Source organism: Agrobacterium sp. 22-226-1, from assembly GCF_053522345.1.
In genome coordinates, this window is record NZ_JBNWCP010000020.1 from 36,547 (window position 1) to 54,265 (window position 17,719).

The window sequence follows — 17,719 nt, forward strand, 5'->3', positions numbered from 1 at the left end:
ATCAACGCATCCCGAAATAGGCGTTTGAGATCTCGGCCCTGTCCGCGGTGGCAGACGGACCCGACAACGCGATCTGCCCGTGGCGCATGCACGCAAAGCGATCCGAGACGGAAAGGGCGCGGGCAATGTCCTGCTCGACGATGACGGTTGTGAGCCCCTCCCCCCGCAGCTTCTGAAGCGCAGCGTAGACGGTATCGACGGCTGCCGGAGACAGGCCGAGCGAGAGTTCGTCGCAGAGCAGAACCCCGGGGTTGGACATGAGTGCACGACCGATAGCAACCAGTTGCTGTTGACCTCCCGATAGCGCCGTCGACGGCCGCTTGCGGAATTCGGCAACGGTCGGAAAAATCTCGTAGACACGCTCCCGGGTCCATCCTCCCGGCCGCCGCGAATGCGCGCCGACCAGCAGGTTTTCCTCCACGGTGAGACTCGGAAAGAGTTGTCTACCCTCGGGAACGAGTGCCACTCCGTGACCGACGATGTCCATCGGTGTCAGTCCGGCAATATCTCGGCCGTTGACCGAAACGCTGCCCGTCTGAGGCCTCAAACGGCCCGTCATCACCGCAAAAGTCGTGGTCTTACCCGCGCCGTTTGCGCCTATCAGCGCCAGCGTTTCGCCGCGTGCTACGCTGAGGTCGATGCCGAACAGAACGGGCAGCGGCCCATAGGCCGCCCTGAGGTCATTGATCAAGATCATCGATGTCAGGCTCCATACCGAGATAGATTTGCCTTACCTTGGGCATCTGCATTGTTTCATGCGGTTCGCCCTGCGCGATGATGCGCCCTTCACCAAGGACTGCGATTTCGTCGGCGGCATGGGTGAGCACATGCACGAGATGTTCGATCCAGATAATCGCAATTCCGCTTGCTGCCAGCGCTTTAACAATGGTCGCGACGTCCGCGGCCTCCTCGTCGGTCAATCCTCCGGCGATTTCGTCCAGCAAAAGAACGGTGGGCTTCGTGGCCAGCGCGCGGGCAAGCTCGAGACGCTTGCGGTCAAGCAGCGGCAGCCCCCCGGCGATTAGATCTCCGCGGCTCTCAAGCCCGCAGATTTTCAGCGCCTGAAGCGCCGCCCCCTCCCCTTCACGGCCCTTTAGTCCCCCAGCAAACTCGACGGCAACAAGCACATTCTCGTAGACCGACATATGCGAGAAGGTTTGCGGAACCTGAAAGGTTCGCCCGATGCCGACAATAGCACGTGCGGAAGCTCCAAGGCCGGTGACGTCCCGGCCGGCGAGGAAAATCTTGCCGGAAGAAGGCGTAAAAGCACCGGAAATCACGCTGAAGAGCGTGGTCTTGCCGGAACCGTTGGGACCGATGATCCCGAGAATTTTCCCGGGATCGATCGCAATGCTGACACCGTCCAATACGGTCGGTCCGCCATAGGACTTCACGACATTTTCGACGGTGAGCGCCCTGATCGCGTCAGATGCCACCATCACCCAGCCTTCCGCGCCAGGTCCATCGTAAAGTCGGCCTGGACTGGAACCTCAGGGGCGTTCTTGTTGTAGGTGACCTTCAAATCGTAGGTGCCGTCGGGCTGGAGACGCCACTGGCCACCGGCAATCTTGAGCTTGGCAACGTTCTTGATCGGGCTTCCGGCCCAGTCGATATCGCCGACGACCGTCGTCATTTTGGTCGATTTTATGACCGCCTGTATGGCATCCGGATCGGTTGGATCAGCCGCGTTCTTCAGTGCGTTGATGCCCAGTTCCCACAGGGCATGGACCACGCCGATCGGCTGTGTCCAGCGCTTGCTCGACGACTTGGAATACTCCGCCGCAATCTCGCCGCAGGACTGGCCCGTCAATGTGGACTTGAACGGATAGCCTGGCGTCCACCAGATTTCGGTAGACATCCCGTCGCCGGTCTTGCCGAGCGCCTCTATTCCGGCAGGAAAGAGCAGCGCCTTGGCCGGCGTTGCGATCTTTGGTTTGAAACCGAGCTGCTGCGCCTGACGCCAGAACACTGCCCATTCCGGCGGGGAGAAGAGACCCGTCACGATATCGCAACCAGCATCGCGGAAAGCGACGATCTGCCGGGAGAAGTCGTCCGCGCCCGGTTGGAATTCACCGACATCGACAATCGAATAACCGCCCTTGCCAAGCGACGCTGGAAAACCGATTTCGGTATTACCAAAGACCTTGCCAGGCGGATCGTTGGACCAGGCGGTGCCGACTTTCTTGTTGGTGCTTTGCAGGTCCCACATACCGATGAAGGTTGAGATGATGTCCTCAATGCCCCAGAAGAAGTGGTTTACATAGTTGAAACCAACATCCGGCGTCCCCTTCAGCGGGAACATCCAGCCCTGCCATGGGTCCATCGTGGTGATGCCCGGCACGCCCGCAGTCTCACATTGCGAGGCGACCGGAACGTTGGTCAGCGCCCCCTGCGCGAGCATGAGATGGATGCCGTCATTATTGATCAACTGGCTTGCCGAGGTGGCGGCACGATCAGAATTCGACTGGTCATCGATATCGCTGATCTCGACCTTGTAGGTCTTGCCGTTATTGACAAGCCCATCCTTCAGCACCTCGCGGACCTTGGCAAGAATGAAAGGATCCGCCTCTGCAAACGGTGCCAGCGCGCCGGTCTTCGAGCTGATATAGCCGATCTTGATCGTCGGGCTGGCAGCGATAGCCGGAGCCGGCAGAACGGACGTTGCCGCACCCGCGGCAGCACCAGCTCCCACGGCGTGAAGGAACTTGCGTCGGGTCAGCCTCATGTTGTTGTGCGAAAATGTCATGGTTCTTCCTCTGTCGATTTTTTCTTGCCGCACTGCGGTTTTACGGTCGCAAGTTCGCCGCAGCACGGCTACTTGCGGGGACCGGCTTCAGCATAGTAGGAGCGGCGCCAGAGATCGGGGATCAACAGTTTTGTGGATAATCGGGCACCCGCACCGCCAAGACTTTCCCGTTTTAAATCAAATAGGAAGACCAATGCGGAACCTTTCGGCACCACGATCATCCATTCAGGTCGGCGGGTCTTTGCAGAACAGTTATGACGAAGCTTGCCGGCGCGCAGGGCTCACGGCAACCGGACCGGAATGCGTTTCGTGGTCACCGGCGTGGCAATGTTCGTGGTGGTGATGGTCATGCTCGTGATCGAGCTCTTCCAGCGCCCCGGGCGGGATGGGCGCTAGCCCCTTGCGGAACTCAACGGGCTTGCCGTGTTCGGTGTGGAAATAGGAACGCCGCCAATGTTCCTGATAATCGGCCACCTCATCATCTGTCGTCATGCCGCGATGCCCGACGATCTTTTCCAGAGCCTGCATCCATTGTCGATAATAGGCCGTGTTGATGTCTTCGCCTTCCTCTTGGGGAGAGGTCGTGATCTCGCCCGAAAATGCCGCAACCCATTCCGCCCATGTAAAATGCCCGGCGCGCGACAATTGCATGGTCAACGCAAAGGCTTCTGCCTGCCATGGCTCGGAAAAGGCCGGGCCATTGTCGAGCCATCGCGGATCGATTGCCAAATCATCTGCCATCACGATACTTCCCCACGTAACAGGTAGCTTTCCCAAAGGCTCAGATACACGGCCCCACGCCCGTCACTCCCCTTACCCCAGAGTGTCGTGTTCTCGAAACGGACGCGATAAAGATGATCGGGACATTCTCCAAGTCCAGCCGAATGTGCATCCGGGAATATGTGCGCGCCTTCATATCCGACGACGGTTCCGCGCTTGTCGCGCGCATAGCCGGGCAAACGGGTATGGGTGGAGACGCTGTCGTTGGTCGTCATGATGTCATCGCCCACCTTGAACTTCGGAACGGTGTCGACTGTGCGCAGCGTCGGGGCGCCGGTGGCTATCGCGATGGCAACCATCTCCTTAGGTAGCATAACTGGCCTCCTTTGCGGCAAGTTCGGCTATCCGCGTCCTATATTCCTCCTCGGTTAGAACGCCCTTGGAAATCAGCAGATCTTCAAGTGAATAAAGCCAATGTTCGAAATAGGACGTCGTCAGGTAATCGGCTGGCGGCATCCTCTCCATGGAGCAGCGGCTTTCATCGATGTTGAAGCATCCAGCTGCAAGCGAAAGAAGATTAACGGCGAATGTTTTTGCCTCCCACTCCGCTTTGAAACTGGTGTCATCGTCGGCACGATTGACCGGGCCGAAACCCTGCATGCCGCCTAGATCGGCGATTGATCTCATGGCATCACACTCCTCGGATCGCCGCCACTGCAAGCGGCACGCCTGTGCCTATCATGGAATCACGGGTCACGAGAGCCGCCAGTTTTTCCTCACTCCAGCCCTCTGTTCCGGAGGGGCGCTCAGGCAGGACCATGTAACGGATTTCGGCATTGCTGTCGTAAACGCGCACCTCACGGTCGTCGGAGATATCCAGACCGAATTCCGCAAGCACGGCTCTCGGTTCGATAACGATACGGCTGCGATAAGGTGCCGACTTGTACCATGTTGGCGGCAGACCAAGCACTGTCCAAGGATAGCAGGAGCACAGGGTGCATACGATCACATTGTGAATCTCGGGCGTATTTTCAAGGATGATCATTGCCTCGCCCTGAAGGCCGCTGACACCCATTTCCTTCAACGTCCTTGTCGCGTCTTCGAGCAGGCGCGTCTTGAATGCTGGATCGGACCAGGCACGCGCCACGACACCGGCGCCGATGCGTGGACCAAGCCTGTTCTGGAACAGATCGACGATCTCCGTCACGGCACCGGGATCGATCTTCCCCTTTTCGATCATCAGGGTTTCGATCGCCTTGATCCGAAGCGCAAGTGTGGAAGGTGGCATCGTGTGATCGTCGTGGCTCATAGAGGTCCTCTGGAAATATCACGAAATGAGCCAAGAATAGCGCGGATCGAGTTTTTCCTCATCAGCAATATTGAGGACAGGCGGCAACTGACATCCGCTGTAAACGGACTTGATCAAGCGTTTGCCGCATCACCTCATGCAGGGGGAGAAGGAACGGGGAAAAGCGTCTCGATCGCGAGCGAGAATGCCAGAAGCGCCTGATCTCGTCCAAATGGAAAGTCCAACCCCAGCCCCACGGGCAGGCCTGCCTGCGTGAGGCCGACCGGAACGGAAACTCCGGGAAGACTTGCGACACTGCCGATATCCGTATTGTGAATGAGAGCCGGAAAAACAGGAAACCCTTTGCCATCGATTATAACCGTTGACGACCGGGTAAACTCCGGTGCCGGCAGACGGCAGACGGGAAACGCGAGCGCATCGATCCGGTTGGCCTTGAATATTTCAGCATAGGCCGACTTCAAGGCCGGAAGATGCACCGTCATAGCGGTCTCGTAAGCCAAGGGGTCGACGGCTGTTGCCGGATCAAGTTGCGCGAGAAGAATTTCGCGCACGTCGGGGCTCGCCACCTGATCGGCAACCTCTGCGAAAGTCAACGGTATGTCGTGATCGGCCAGAAATGCGGATAGGGCGCGCCTTCCTTCATAGACCGAAATCGACATCGCGGCGGCTGAATAAGGCTCCGGGAGCGCTTGAGAATCAACCTCGACAAGCTCCGCACCTTCGGCGACGAGCTGTTGAAGCGCCGCCGTACAGGCCACGGCGACCTCGCAATCGACGACGTCCCAGAAATGTTTATGCGGAATACCGAGCCTGGTACCCTTTATTCGTGAAGCCAAAACTGGCGGCGAGGATGTTACAATGCTGTCCAGCAGCACCATGTCTGTCGCAGAGAGGGTAATTGGCCCCGGTGTGTCCCGCGTCGTTGAAATCGGCACGATGCCGTCAGTCGGCCAACGTCCGGTTGTCGGGCGATAGCCCCATGTCCCACACAAGGCGGCAGGTATCCGCACCGAGCCGCCGGTATCGGTTCCGATGGAAGCCGGAACCAGCCGTGCGCCAACGGCTGCCCCGCTTCCACCGCTGGAGCCACCGGAGGTGCGGGCTTCATCGAAAGGATTGCACGGCGTGCCGTAAGCAAAATTAACGGAGGTCGCGCCATAAGCCAGTTCATGCATGCCATTCTTGCCATAGGCAATCGCACCGGCGTTCAAAAGTCTCGCCGCAACCGAAGCATCCGCCAAGGGCTTGAAATTGCGAAGCGCCGGTGTTCCGCCCGTTGTAACATAACCGGCGACATTGATGTTGTCCTTGAACGCAAGGGGTAGACCGTGCAGCCGTCCACGCAACCTTCCGGCCGCCCGCTCCAAATCAGCCCGACGCGCATCCAGGCGCACCCGCTCTTCGTCCAGTGACACAAAGGCGTTTATCGCGCCACGATTTGCTTTTCTCTTCAGCAGATCGGTGACAAACTCCTCAGCGCTGAACACGCCTCGCTCCATGGCGGCGGCGACCTCGGTCAATGTGAATGCCTTCAGTGTCATGGTTGTCCCCGCATGAGATTTCGACAAGTGAAGGGCTACTTGAGATGAGGGGTGTGCCACCATCCGCAATTTTGTTGGTGAAGGCCGGTTTTCTTTCGTTTTCCCGTTAAGGAAAGTCCCGCGACCGGGGTACTGTCGCGCCACGGGTCAGGAAGGTGATGTCAGACAGGTCGAAAATTCTTGATCTTTGGCATGTTGTTTGCTTCCATTCCATAAAAGGGAACCAAGCGGACAAAAAAAGATTCCGCCAATTATTGGGAGTCTCATGAGCGGGACTGTATTCGATCTAACATTCGACGAGGCAAGTCTGTTCGCCGACATTGTCGGAAGATTGACAAGCCCGGGTTCGGCGGAGATCAGGGAAACTATTTTCCCCGACATCTTGCGCCTTATGCGGGCGGATGTGCTGGCGTCTTACAAATGGAATCCAAAAATAAGCTGCTATGACGATCCTTTCGTGATCAACCAGTCCCCTGACAGTATCAAGGCTTACAGGAACTGGTTCCAGTACCGCGACCCGATGACCCGGCAATTGCGCAGTCTGTGGCGCCCGGCCTATGTCGATGAGGTGATTTCAAAACCGGATTTGAGGAAGACGGAGTTCTTCAACGACTTTCTGATGAAGGACGGACTAGATCATGGCATCAATGTCTTCCTCAAGGATAACGGACGGGCACTGGCGGATCTGCGCATCTGGCGTACCAAACGCCAACCGGACTTCGCGGACCGTGAAATTGGCTTGTTAAAGGTCCTTGCACCACTGCTCAAGCGCGCGCTCTCTGCCGCGCCTGACGTCACACTCTCCGCTCTGACCGATCGCGAGCGAGACGTCGCGCTTCTCATCTCACGCGGCTGCTCTGACAAAGACATTGCTCGTGTGCTCAATATCGGCTTTGCGACGGTGCGAACGCATCTTACACGCTGCCTTGAGAAGATGGGCTGCTCAAACAGAGCAGAGCTTGCCGCACGCGTTACAAGGCTGTCGCAATAATACGAGATTACCAGGCTGTTGATCAACTGGAGCGCCCAGGCGGATTTCGATTCGGGCGCCCCTGGTTACCGTCCCGGCCAGTGCTCCGCACCGCCGGTCGTCTATATGCGGTTTGCGCTGACTCCCGGGAAAACAAGGCCACAAGTCTCACCATTTAGTCACCTGACAGACAGTAAAGGGCGGCCGTGGTGTGTCGCCTTGCGGAGGCCCACTCACATTCACCGAAGACAATCAACAGGCCGCGATACGGGCGAAGATGAGCTCCCTCCCGGAGACAATCTCACGTGAAGTTGTAGTTTTCGGAGATCTCGTTCCCGAGCCGATTGTTCTGCTTGATGAAATCCGTCAGGAATTCGTGCAGCCCCAACTCGAATATCTGGTCGACTGTCCTGTCCTTGAGCATGGCAAGCGTGTCAGCTGTTACATGGTGGCAAGATCTGTCGATTCCATAGTCTTCGGATAAATAGGAAAGATGCTGCACGATGTTGCGGTAGCAGAACTGCAATGAACGTGGCATCCGGCCGTTCAGGATCAGATAGTCCGCAACATTGCGCGATTTGTACTGGCCGTCGTAAACCCATCGGTATGACCGGTGAGCGGAGACAGACCGCAAGATCGATTCCCACTGGAGATTGTCGAGGGCACTTCCCACAGCCGACACCGAAGGCAGGAGCACATGATACTTGACGTCGAGAATACGCGCCGTGTTGTCGGCCCTTTCGATAAATGTGCCGATGCTGGCGAAGTCGAAGATTTCATTGCGCAGCATGGTGCCATGGAAAGTGCCGCGGATCAGCGCCATCTCTCGCTTGATCCGGTCAAGGGTGCCCGGCAGCTCGCTTTCGGCAAACCTCTCTGATAATGCCACCTTGAGGTTCATCCATATTTCGTTGAGTGTTTCCCAGACCTCGCGGGTCAACGCCGTGCGCACCATACGCCCGTTTGAGCGGGCGGCCTCGATGCAGGCAAGAACGCTGGAGGGATTGTCCATATCGCGCAAAAGATAGTCCGTGACGGCTGCGGCTGTGTAATCCGTATATTTTTCGCGAAAGCCAGCTTCGGTTCCTGAGCAGATCACGACGGATTTCCACTCTTCCATCACGCCCGCCGAACTTGTCAGGGCCATTCGCAGGCCGGCGTCGATGATGCGGGCGATATTCTCGGCACGCTCGATATAGCGATGCATCCAGTACAGACCGCTTGCTGTTCGTCCAAGAAGCATTCTTGCAATTCCTTTCTGCTTTCCACCCAGGTCTTTACCTCGCAATCCGAGGCTATCCAGGGCGCATCTATTTTGAGTGGGGTTCGGCTTCAGCGACAGGCGAAGTTCAGTCGTCCAGCACCCAGGTGTCCTTTGTGCCGCCGCCCTGGCTGGAGTTCACCACCAGCGAACCCTCCTTCAGAGCGACGCGGGTCAGGCCGCCGGGCGTGATGCGGACCTTGTCGGAGACGAGCACGAAGGGTCTGAGGTCGACATGGCGCGGCGCCAGACCCTTTTCCGTCATGATCGGTGTTGTGGAAAGCGCAAGCGTCGGTTGGGCGATATAGTTGCCTGGGCGCGCCTTCAGCTTCGCCGCGAAATCCTCCCGTTCCTTGGTCGAGGCGGTCGGACCGACCAGCATGCCGTAGCCGCCGGAGCCATGGACCTCCTTGACAACGAGCTCGGCCAGATGTTCCAGGACGTATTTGAGGCTATCGGCCTCCGAGCAGCGCCAGGTGGGCACGTTCTCCAGCAGAGCTTTCGAGCCAGTGTAGAATTCGACGATCTCGGGCATGTAGGAATAGATCGCCTTGTCGTCGGCAATGCCGGTTCCCGGCGCATTGGCGATGGTGATCTTACCGGCACGATAGACGTCCATGATGCCAGGTACGCCCAGGATCGAATCGGGCCGAAACGACAGGGGGTCAAGGAAGGCGTCGTCGATACGGCGGTACAGCACGTCGATGGCGCGAAAGCCCTCTGTCGTGCGCATCGTGACACGTCCGTCAATCACCTTGAGATCGCTGCTCTCGACAAGCTGGACGCCCATCATGTCGGCCAGAAAGGAATGCTCGTAATAAGCCGAGTTATAGATGCCAGGGGTAAGCACTGCGATAGTGGGATTGTCCTGGTCCCCACCCGGCGGTGCTACCGCCGCCAGCGACTGGCGCAGAAGCTGCGGGTAGGATTCAACGGGCTGGATCCTGTTCTGCTGAAACAATTCCGGAAACAGCTGCATCATCGTCTCGCGGTTTTCCAGCATGTAGGAAACGCCTGACGGCGTGCGGGCGTTGTCTTCCAGCACGTAGAACTGGTTTTCTCCGGTGCGGACGATATCGGTGCCGATAATGTGCGTGTAGACGCCACCCGGCGGACGGAAGTCCTTCATCTGAGGCAAGAAGGCTTCGTTGCGAGTGATGAGTTCTTGCGGGACGATGCCGGCCCGGACAATTTCCTGCCCGTGATAGATGTCATCGAGGAAGGCGTTGAGAGCGAGCACGCGCTGCTCGATGCCTTGCGACAGTTGCCGCCATTCTTCGCCACGGATGATGCGCGGGATAATGTCAAAGGGGATCAGTCGTTCTGCCGCCTCCTCCTGACCGTAAACAGCGAAGGTGATACCGGTTTTGCGAAAGACGCCTTCGGCGTCAAGCGCCTTTCGGGCCAGATTTGCAGGCTCCTGCCCGTCCAGCCAGGTCTTGAGCATTTCGTAAGGCCTGCGAACGCCTCCGCCGATTGTCAGCATTTCATCAAACGGTTTCAAAGGGTGCTCCTGTGAGGTGCGGGTTGAGAAGATAAATGGCGGACGCGCCGCCGGAAAAGGGGGGGCGACCGGCGGCGCGGAGATAGACAACCGGGAGGGCAGTTATCTACCTCACTGGAGGACCGGGATGAGTGGTCGGTCACTCCAGAATGTTTTCGTCGTCATCAACGGCAGGCTGATCGTTAGCCTCTCCCCTTCAGGTCACGGCGGGCAAATTTCGACGCTCCACCCGCGCCAGTTTTCCCGCCGCTATCGCGATTACGGCCGCCGCGAACGAGAACAATGCGCCCATCTTGGCCGCGTCCTGCACCGACCCAGGCTCAAACGCCACGCCGGCGACGAAGAGAGAAACCGTAAAGCCGATGGCTGCGACGCAACCGAGCACGAAGAGATCGGAGATGCTCATACCCACGGGCAGGCCGAAGCCAAGTGGACGGGCAGCAATCCAGCCCATCAGCGTAATGCCGAGCGGTTTGCCTATGGCCAACCCGAGAAACACCAGCCATGTCGCCTCGCCGATCGCCGAAAACTCCACACCGGCATTGGCGAGACCGAACAGGAACAGCACCAGTTCCACCGGCGACTTCAGCCCGTGCTCGATCGTGTTCAGGAGGTCAGCCTGATGGTTTTCCTCCTCGGCGAATACGCCGAATTCGATATCGGAGTGCGGGATCGCCGGGATTATCGGCAACAGGCCAAGCGCCGGATGGATGCCCGCCTGCTGGAATGCATACCAGCTAGCGGCGCCGGCTATGAGATATGGCCAGAATGACAGTGTCTGCCGCACAAAGGTCGAGACTGGACGTTCCGGACGGCCGTCATCCAGAATACGCGGCAGCCGGTTCGCCAAAAACCAGACGATAATGGCAGCTGCAAGCGCGAGCAACAGCCAGAACGGCGCGACAATGCCCTGCGGATAGAAGAAGGCAAGAATGACAAGACCAGCAGCATCGTCGGCAATGGCGAGCAACAACAGGAACATAACTGCCGGATGTCCCGCACCGAAGACGATGCGCCCGACAAGGTAGGAGAAAGCAATATCGGTCGCCGTCGGGATTGCCCAACCGTTGGCGAGCAATGTGAACTTGCCCAGTATAGCGGCACCAATGAGGTAGACCGCAGCGGGACCGAGCATTCCACCCACTGTCGCGATCAGGGGCGTAAGGGCCTTTCGTCCCCGAAGCGATCCGTTCGGCAGGGCGACGGCCTCCCAGACTTCCTTTCCGGCGATGGCAAAGAAAAACGCCATCAGTATATCATTGATCAGGTAGTGGAGGGTCAGCGTCCGATGCCCATGGCCTTCACCATCAGCATGCAGATGACCGACTGGCGCATTCTGCCATAGCGGCAATTCTGCCAGTGCATGATAGCTGTTCGGCCAGAGATTCGCCCACACAAGCGCCGAAACGGCGCCGATGATCAGAAGCAATGAATATTCACTCAGGAATTTCCAAACGCGATACATGTTGTTCTCTCCGCCAAGGACGCTTCGCGCGCCGGCCGCCTCAAGCTGTCGACATGCGTCTGGACATCCCGTTTCCTGTTATTGGGACTGCCCGCCGGAAGCTCGGCGGGCGAGTGTGATGAGACCCATCAAGCCTTGGCGGGGCTTGGCCCGGCCTCGGCAATCGGAGAGGACGACACTTCGTGCCAGATTTCTGCGTCGATCTTACCAGTCAGTTCCGGATACATATGCGGATCAAAGACCGGGGTTTTCGAGCGCTGCTGTTCGAAGTAGTCGCGGGTGAGCTTGACGACCAGCGGTGAGAGCATGCAGATCGCGATGAGGTTAATGGCCGCCATCAGGCCCATCGAGGCATCGGCGGCGTCGAAGACGGTCGTGGCGCTCTCGTAGGAGCCCCACAGGACCATGAGGATGAGGCCGATCCGTGCAACCAGCAGACCCGACTTGTTGTCTAACCCGAGATAGACCAGGGCATTCTCGGCATAGGAATAGTTGCCGATTACTGATGTCCAGGCAAAGAAGAAGATGGCAATGGCTATGAAGGCGTGCCCCGCGCTGCCGATATGAGCGGTCATGGCTGCCTGCGTCAACGGCGTCCCCGTAAGCTCTCCGCCCGGTACGAGTGCGCCAGACAGAAGGATCATGAGGCCGGTCGCGGTGCAGATCAGCAGCGTGTCGATGAAGACACCGAGCGCTTGCACCATCCCTTGCGACGAGGGGTGGTGCGGATTGGGCGTGGCTGCCGCCGCGATGTTCGGCGCCGACCCCATTCCCGCCTCGTTGGAGAACAGGCCGCGCTTGACGCCGTTCAACATCGCGCCAGCGATGCCACCGGCTGCCTGCTCGAAGCCGAAAGCGCTCTTGACGATGAGCGCCAAGGCTGCCGGTACCTCGGCGATGTTGACAATCAGGACATACAGAGCGACGCCGAGATACGCTGCAGCCATGAACGGCACGACGAATTCGGCGCAGCGCGCAATCGACTTGATCCCGCCAAAGATGACCACTGCGGAGATGATGGCGATTACGACGCCGACACCGAGTTTCGGAACCCCAAAAGCGCCATGCATGGCTTCGGCGATCGAGTTTGCCTGGACCGCATTGAACACGAGGCCAAACACAAGCAGGAGACATATGGCAAAAATCACCGCTGCCCAGGGCGCATTCAAACCGCGCGCGATGTAGAAGGCTGGGCCGCCACGATACTCACCGCTTTGGCCCCGAACCTTGAACAACTGAGCAAGCGTGCTTTCAGCGTAAGCAGTCGCCATGCCGAGCGACGCAACCACCCACATCCAGAAGAGTGCTCCGGGCCCTCCAAGCGTCATCGCCACGGCGACGCCAGCGAGGTTGCCGGTGCCGACACGTGACGCAAGACTAGTGCAGAGCGCCTGGAACGGCGTGATGCCTGCCGCGTCGGTTTCCGGCGCGCGCATGACAACGCGGATAAATTCCGGAAAATGCCTGAGTTGCAGAAACCCCAGGCGAAACGTGAAGAATATCCCCACGGCCAGCAAGCCATAAATGAGGACATAACCCCAAAAGAACGTGTTGAGAAACCCGATAATTGTGGTCATGTCAGCCCTCCCCGCGTTCCGGTATGTGGTAAGATAGTATTTCCATCATTAGACTCCTCTTTGTTCCTTTGGCGTGCTGCCGCGCAGCTTCCCGGCGCTGGCACCGGGGTCGGCGCGGCGGTTAGACCCTCGTTCGAGGGTGATGCTTTCTGTTCGTCGGCCCGTGCGAGGCCGTCTGGCCGGAGCTATGGGACTTCATCAGGCGTCCGGCTGCTTCGCCTTTCTGTCGGCTTCGCCCGGCCGTTCATTCGATCGGCCTATCGTTGGGCGCACTGTAAAGGTCGGCCAAGGCACCTGAAATAGGCCAGTTGAGGTTCGCGCCCGTGGGCGGGATAGGCTGCATGAACCACTTGTCGTGAAGAGCAAGCGCCTCGCCCGAGATCATAATTTCTGCAATCGCCTTGTCGACCACCGCTTTGAAAGAAGGGTCGTCCCTGCGCATGGTGCAGGCATAGGCTTCAAGCCCCAGTGGCGTTCCGGTGACGATCCAGTCGTCAGGATGGTCGGCTTTTATCCGTTCGCCATAAAGCAGGGCGTCGTCGTTCACGAAGGCCGCGACTCGCCCTGCTTCAAGATCCTGAAACGCGAGGTCATGCTCCTTCGCGGCCACGATCACGATGCCTGCCGAATGTTCTTCGTTGAACCGGTGCAGCGAGCGCTCCGCCGTCGTGCCTGCGGTAACGACAACGCGCTTTCCAGCAAGATCCCTGAAGTTGACGATACCTGCCTCCTTGCGGGTCAAAATGCGCGTGCCGACGATGAAGATCGTGTTGGAAAATGCGACCTTCTGTTCGCGATCTGAAACGTGGCTCGTCGAGCTGCACTCGATGTCGACAGTGCCGTTGACCAGCAGGGGTATCCAGTTTTGCGACGTGATGGGCGCCAGGGCGATGGTCAGGGACGGCAGCCTCAGTTCCCTTTGGACCGCCGCGGTTACCCTCATCATGATATCTTGCGAGTAACCGATGACGCGCCCCTTGCCGGAATAATAGGAAAACGGCACGGACGACACGCGTTGGCCGATCCTGATAGTCGATGTCGCGGCGATCCTCTCCAGCGTCGCGACATCTCGTGCGGAGGCCGTCGAGGTCATTGCGACGACTGAAGCACCCATGAGGGCTGTCATCAACGACTTGCCCATCGCACCCTCTCGCTGTTCCGGATCGGTATGACGGGCTCCGATGGAGCTGTGTCCGTGTCGATCACTTGATGTCCCCTGCCGTCTCTATTTTGGGCAGTTTGCCATGATGCTGAATTTGATTGCACCACAAAAATGACACACGTCGACAAGATCATAACAAACTGAAATATAATAGCTATTTCTTGCAACGAACGAATGGGTATTCGGAAATCCGAATATTGCGCATTCCTCCGTTCGGAAATCCGAACACCAGGTCGCCGATCACGCGGTTGTGTTCCTATTCTGACAGTCTGTATTTCCGGATCTTGTCGTGCAGCGTCGTCTTGGGCACCTTGAGGGCATCGGCCGTCCGTGCGAGGCTGCCGTCGTGCCGGCGAAGCTCCGTGGCGATCAGATTGCGCTCGAAGTCTCCGACCCACTCCGCTAGCGATTGCGGCGCCCCCTGTTGGGGAATAGTCGTTCCGGTCAGCCCATCCTTGGTGATGCCCAGGACGAGGCAATCTGCGACGGTTTGCAGCTCCCGGACGTTCCCGGGCCAGGAATACGCCATGAGCCGGTTCATCTGCTCGGCTGTCACGGAAGGGTGCGGCTTCCTGAAGCGCTCGGCCGCGGCGAGCAGAAAATGCTCAAGCAGGATCGGAATATCCTCGCGCCGTTCCCTCAGGGGGGGCAGCTCAATGGTAATGGCGTTGAGGCGATAATAGAGATCGGTGCGGAACGTGCCCCTTTGTACGCGCTCGGAAAGATCGGGGCTGGCGGCAGCCACAACGCGGCAGTCGACGGCGATCTTCCGGTTCGAGCCGAGCCGCTCGACTTCCCGGTCCTGGAGCAAGCGGAACAGCTTGATCTGCACCTTCGGCTGGACAGAGTCCAGTTCGTCGAGAAACAGGGTGCCTCGCGCGGCGTGCTCGACCTTGCCAACCCTGCGCTTGCGAGCCCCCGCAAACGCGCCTGCCTCATGGCCGAACAATTCGCTGTCGAGCATGTCTTCAGAAATGCCGCTGCAATTGAGAGAGACGAATGCTGCGCTTTTGCGACGTGAATGCCTGTGCAACGCCCGGGCGACAAGTTCCTTGCCGACCCCCGTTTCACCTAAAAGCAGAACATCGACACTGGAGTCAGCGATATCGGCGATCAGGCTGCGAACCTTGCGGATTTGCGCGGAATCTCCGATCAGCTTGTCCTCGACGCCTTCAAGCTGCGCCAACTTCTGGCGCAGATCGGAGACTTCCAGCGTCAGGTTCCGTTTCTCCGCCGCACGCTGCACGACGTCTATCAACCGTTCAGACCCGAACGGCTTGGTGATGAAATCATAGGCGCCGCAACGCATCGCCTCTACCGCGACGGCGATATCGCCATGGCCCGAAATCACGATCACCGGCAGATCGGAATCCAGTTCGGCGCAGCGCTTCACGACGCTGAGACCATCCATACCCGGAAGTTTAAGATCGGTAACGATCAGGCCCGCGAAACCCGGTTTGATGAGACGGATCGCATCCTCGGCGTTGTCGAATTCGAGCGCCCGCAGGCCGGCAAGTTGCACGGCTTGAACACAGCCCAGCCGCAGATGGGGGTCATCCTCAATGACAAGGACCGAAAGGGGAGCAGTCATGCTGTGGCCCTCGATCGTGGATGTGGAAGCACCAGGAGAAGTACGGCGCCGCCTTCAGGTCGATTTTTTGCGATGAGGTCCCCTCCATACTCCCGTGCAATGCCGCGCGAGATCGCAAGGCCCAGGCCAAGTCCCGTTGTTTTGGTGGTATTGAAAGGGATGAACAGTTTGCCGATCTGCTCCGGAGCGAACCCCTTGCCGCTATCCTCGATCGAGATGGAGACTTGCCCGTCGCGAAGTTGGCCAGTGCGGATGACGAGGGTGCGGATACTGGATCCGTCCATTGCATCGATGGCATTGACGATCAGGTTGACAAGCACCTGTTCGAGTCGATTTCGGTTGCACCAGACGGTCGGCACGCGAGGGTCGCAAGCGTTGGTCACTGCGATCTCCGATGTGCGAAGGCGCGCGTCGAGCAGAAACAGTGCGTTTCGAACGGCGAGCGAGATATCAGCCTCCTCCGGTTCTGCCGGTGATTTCCGCGCAAACGACCTTAACGGGTCGATAATGCCTCCCATCTTGTTGGCCATCTGATCAATGATCGCAAGGTTGCCCTGGGCATTAACCAGATCACCCAGGCGTACAAACTCACGCGCGTTGCCAGCCAATGTCTGTATGGCGCCAAGCGGTTGCGCGAGTTCGTGCGTGATACCAGTAGCGAGTTCGCCCAATGCAGTCAGCTTGGCTGCCTGAACCAGGTCGTTTTGCGTGGCGCGCAGCGCTTCCTCTGTCCGGATGCGCTCGGCCATTTCAATGCGGAGCTCCATATTCGCATTGGTCAGCGCTTGCGTGCGTTTGGCGACCGTTACTTCAAGCTGGGCATTGGCCCGTTCGAGTGCATCCTTTGCCTCCTGCTTTTGCCTGGCTGCGCGGCGGCGTTGCGTCATGTAGAGAGCAAGCGTGAGCAGGAGCACAGCCAGAGCAGAGGCCAACGCTGCGGCGATCATTCCCTGATGGCGGATATCGGTCACGTCCGAAAACACCAGAAGCTTCCAATCCATGCCGGCGAGGACCTGTCCCTGAACGAGCAGGTCCGGCAACGCTGCCCTGCTGCCGTCGCGCGGGGGGACGATCTTGTCAAGACCGAGAGAAGCCTGGTTGACGTCGGGATCGACGAGGAAGGGGAATTCACCGACGCGGTGGCGCCCATACATACCCGTCAGTTCCAGATCGACGCGCTCTGCCACGGAGATGGGCTTGAGCGAGGTATAGAGCCAATCCTCATGTGAGGAGAGGATCACCACGTTGTCACGATCAGCGATGAGTGCCGGTTTTCCGAGGAGCGAAAACGCATCGACGACGGGCTTGAGACTGATTTTTACAGTCGCGATACCAATGACGCGATCGCCATCATGTATAGGATAGGCAACGAAATATCCGGGTGTGTCCGGTGCCTCACCGAGTGAGAAATGGCGCCCCACAAAACCGGACAAGGCATCCTGAAAATAGGGCCGATAAGCAATATCTCCGCCAAGCCGACTGTCATCCTGTTGTGTCGTGTTGCTGGAGCCGACGACCTCGCCGCGTTCGTTGGCAACGAAGATCGCATCACTGCCGAGTTGGGCGCTGAGCCTGTAGAGAAAGCGATTGACGGTTTCAGTGGTGGACGGCGCGCCACGGCCACCGACGAGCGAGACGACGTCGGGATTGAGTTCGATCGTTCCCGGGACACTGCTCAGTCGATTGATTATCAAAACGGCTGTACTTGTGAAGAGATTCAGCCTGTGACCGGTGTCCGCTATAAGTGCCGATGTGGCTCCGGAGCGGCCCAGTCCGTGACCTGCGACGCCTGCCAGCGCAATGAATGTCGTAGCTAGGGTCGCGATTAGTCCGACTCGCAGGCGGTTTTGGTTCTTCTTTCTAATCGGGGTAC

Annotated in this window: 16 protein-coding genes; 1 reads left to right on the forward strand and 15 read right to left on the reverse strand. The window is 58.5% G+C overall.

The genetic code is table 11. The annotated features are described in order from the left end of the window. Nucleotide 1: 1 nt before the first annotated feature. From ACQZ5K_RS24050 to iaaH, 8 genes are all read right to left on the reverse strand, one after another. Nucleotides 2-697, reverse strand: a complete 696-nt coding sequence (locus tag ACQZ5K_RS24050) for an ABC transporter ATP-binding protein (protein WP_448741664.1) — start codon at nucleotides 695-697, stop codon at nucleotides 2-4. Further along, nucleotides 681-1,439, reverse strand: coding sequence for an ABC transporter ATP-binding protein (locus tag ACQZ5K_RS24055; protein ID WP_448741665.1), 759 nt, complete (start codon nucleotides 1,437-1,439; stop codon nucleotides 681-683). Before ACQZ5K_RS24055 ends, ACQZ5K_RS24050 begins: the two co-directional genes overlap by 17 nt. Continuing rightward, nucleotides 1,439-2,746: an ABC transporter substrate-binding protein gene (locus tag ACQZ5K_RS24060; RefSeq protein WP_448741666.1), complete on the reverse strand. Its 1,308-nt coding sequence runs from the start codon at nucleotides 2,744-2,746 to the stop codon at nucleotides 1,439-1,441. Before ACQZ5K_RS24060 ends, ACQZ5K_RS24055 begins: the two co-directional genes overlap by 1 nt. A gap of 252 nt (nucleotides 2,747-2,998) precedes the next feature. Beyond that, complete coding sequence (locus ACQZ5K_RS24065; RefSeq protein ID WP_448741667.1) at nucleotides 2,999-3,487, reverse strand: nitrile hydratase accessory protein; 489 nt, start codon at nucleotides 3,485-3,487, stop codon at nucleotides 2,999-3,001. Further along, entirely contained in the window at nucleotides 3,487-3,840 is a 354-nt protein-coding gene (locus ACQZ5K_RS24070; RefSeq protein ID WP_448741668.1) for an SH3-like domain-containing protein, read from the reverse strand. The genes ACQZ5K_RS24065 and ACQZ5K_RS24070 overlap by 1 nt, the downstream gene beginning before the upstream one ends. Next, a complete protein-coding gene (locus ACQZ5K_RS24075; protein ID WP_448741669.1) occupies nucleotides 3,830-4,153 on the reverse strand; it encodes a hypothetical protein in 324 nt (107 codons plus the stop codon). Before ACQZ5K_RS24075 ends, ACQZ5K_RS24070 begins: the two co-directional genes overlap by 11 nt. A gap of 4 nt (nucleotides 4,154-4,157) precedes the next feature. Beyond that, entirely contained in the window at nucleotides 4,158-4,775 is a 618-nt protein-coding gene (gene nthA / locus ACQZ5K_RS24080; protein WP_448741670.1) for a nitrile hydratase subunit alpha, read from the reverse strand. A 134-nt stretch (nucleotides 4,776-4,909) separates the two neighbouring features. Next, nucleotides 4,910-6,379, reverse strand: a complete 1,470-nt coding sequence (gene iaaH / locus ACQZ5K_RS24085; RefSeq protein ID WP_448741671.1) for an indoleacetamide hydrolase — start codon at nucleotides 6,377-6,379, stop codon at nucleotides 4,910-4,912. Nucleotides 6,380-6,581: 202 nt separating this feature from the next. Between iaaH and ACQZ5K_RS24090 the strand changes: the two genes are divergently transcribed. Continuing rightward, nucleotides 6,582-7,307, forward strand: coding sequence for a response regulator transcription factor (locus tag ACQZ5K_RS24090; protein WP_448741672.1), 726 nt, complete (start codon nucleotides 6,582-6,584; stop codon nucleotides 7,305-7,307). A gap of 280 nt (nucleotides 7,308-7,587) precedes the next feature. Here ACQZ5K_RS24090 and ACQZ5K_RS24095 read toward each other — a convergent pair whose 3' ends face one another. The 7 genes from ACQZ5K_RS24095 to ACQZ5K_RS24125 all read right to left on the reverse strand — a co-directional run bounded on the left by ACQZ5K_RS24095 (nucleotide 7,588) and on the right by ACQZ5K_RS24125 (nucleotide 17,540). Beyond that, the gene (locus tag ACQZ5K_RS24095; RefSeq protein ID WP_448741673.1) at nucleotides 7,588-8,529 is read right to left on the reverse strand and encodes an alpha-E domain-containing protein; all 942 of its coding nucleotides are present in this window, start codon (nucleotides 8,527-8,529) and stop codon (nucleotides 7,588-7,590) included. A gap of 106 nt (nucleotides 8,530-8,635) precedes the next feature. Then, the gene (locus ACQZ5K_RS24100) at nucleotides 8,636-10,051 is read right to left on the reverse strand and encodes a circularly permuted type 2 ATP-grasp protein (RefSeq protein ID WP_448741674.1); all 1,416 of its coding nucleotides are present in this window, start codon (nucleotides 10,049-10,051) and stop codon (nucleotides 8,636-8,638) included. Nucleotides 10,052-10,247: 196 nt separating this feature from the next. Continuing rightward, on the reverse strand, nucleotides 10,248-11,516 hold the full coding sequence (locus ACQZ5K_RS24105) for a Na+/H+ antiporter NhaA (RefSeq protein WP_448741675.1): 1,269 nt from the start codon (nucleotides 11,514-11,516) through the stop codon (nucleotides 10,248-10,250). Between the two features lie 128 nt (nucleotides 11,517-11,644). Further along, a complete protein-coding gene (locus tag ACQZ5K_RS24110) occupies nucleotides 11,645-13,093 on the reverse strand; it encodes an alanine/glycine:cation symporter family protein (RefSeq protein ID WP_448741676.1) in 1,449 nt (482 codons plus the stop codon). A gap of 244 nt (nucleotides 13,094-13,337) precedes the next feature. Next, nucleotides 13,338-14,219: a transporter substrate-binding domain-containing protein gene (locus ACQZ5K_RS24115; protein WP_448741677.1), complete on the reverse strand. Its 882-nt coding sequence runs from the start codon at nucleotides 14,217-14,219 to the stop codon at nucleotides 13,338-13,340. A 292-nt stretch (nucleotides 14,220-14,511) separates the two neighbouring features. After that, nucleotides 14,512-15,846: a sigma-54-dependent transcriptional regulator gene (locus ACQZ5K_RS24120; RefSeq protein ID WP_448741678.1), complete on the reverse strand. Its 1,335-nt coding sequence runs from the start codon at nucleotides 15,844-15,846 to the stop codon at nucleotides 14,512-14,514. Next, nucleotides 15,843-17,540 (reverse strand): ATP-binding protein, encoded by a 1,698-nt coding sequence (locus tag ACQZ5K_RS24125; RefSeq protein ID WP_448741679.1) that lies wholly within the window; start codon nucleotides 17,538-17,540, stop codon nucleotides 15,843-15,845. Before ACQZ5K_RS24125 ends, ACQZ5K_RS24120 begins: the two co-directional genes overlap by 4 nt. Nucleotides 17,541-17,719 lie beyond the last annotated feature (179 nt).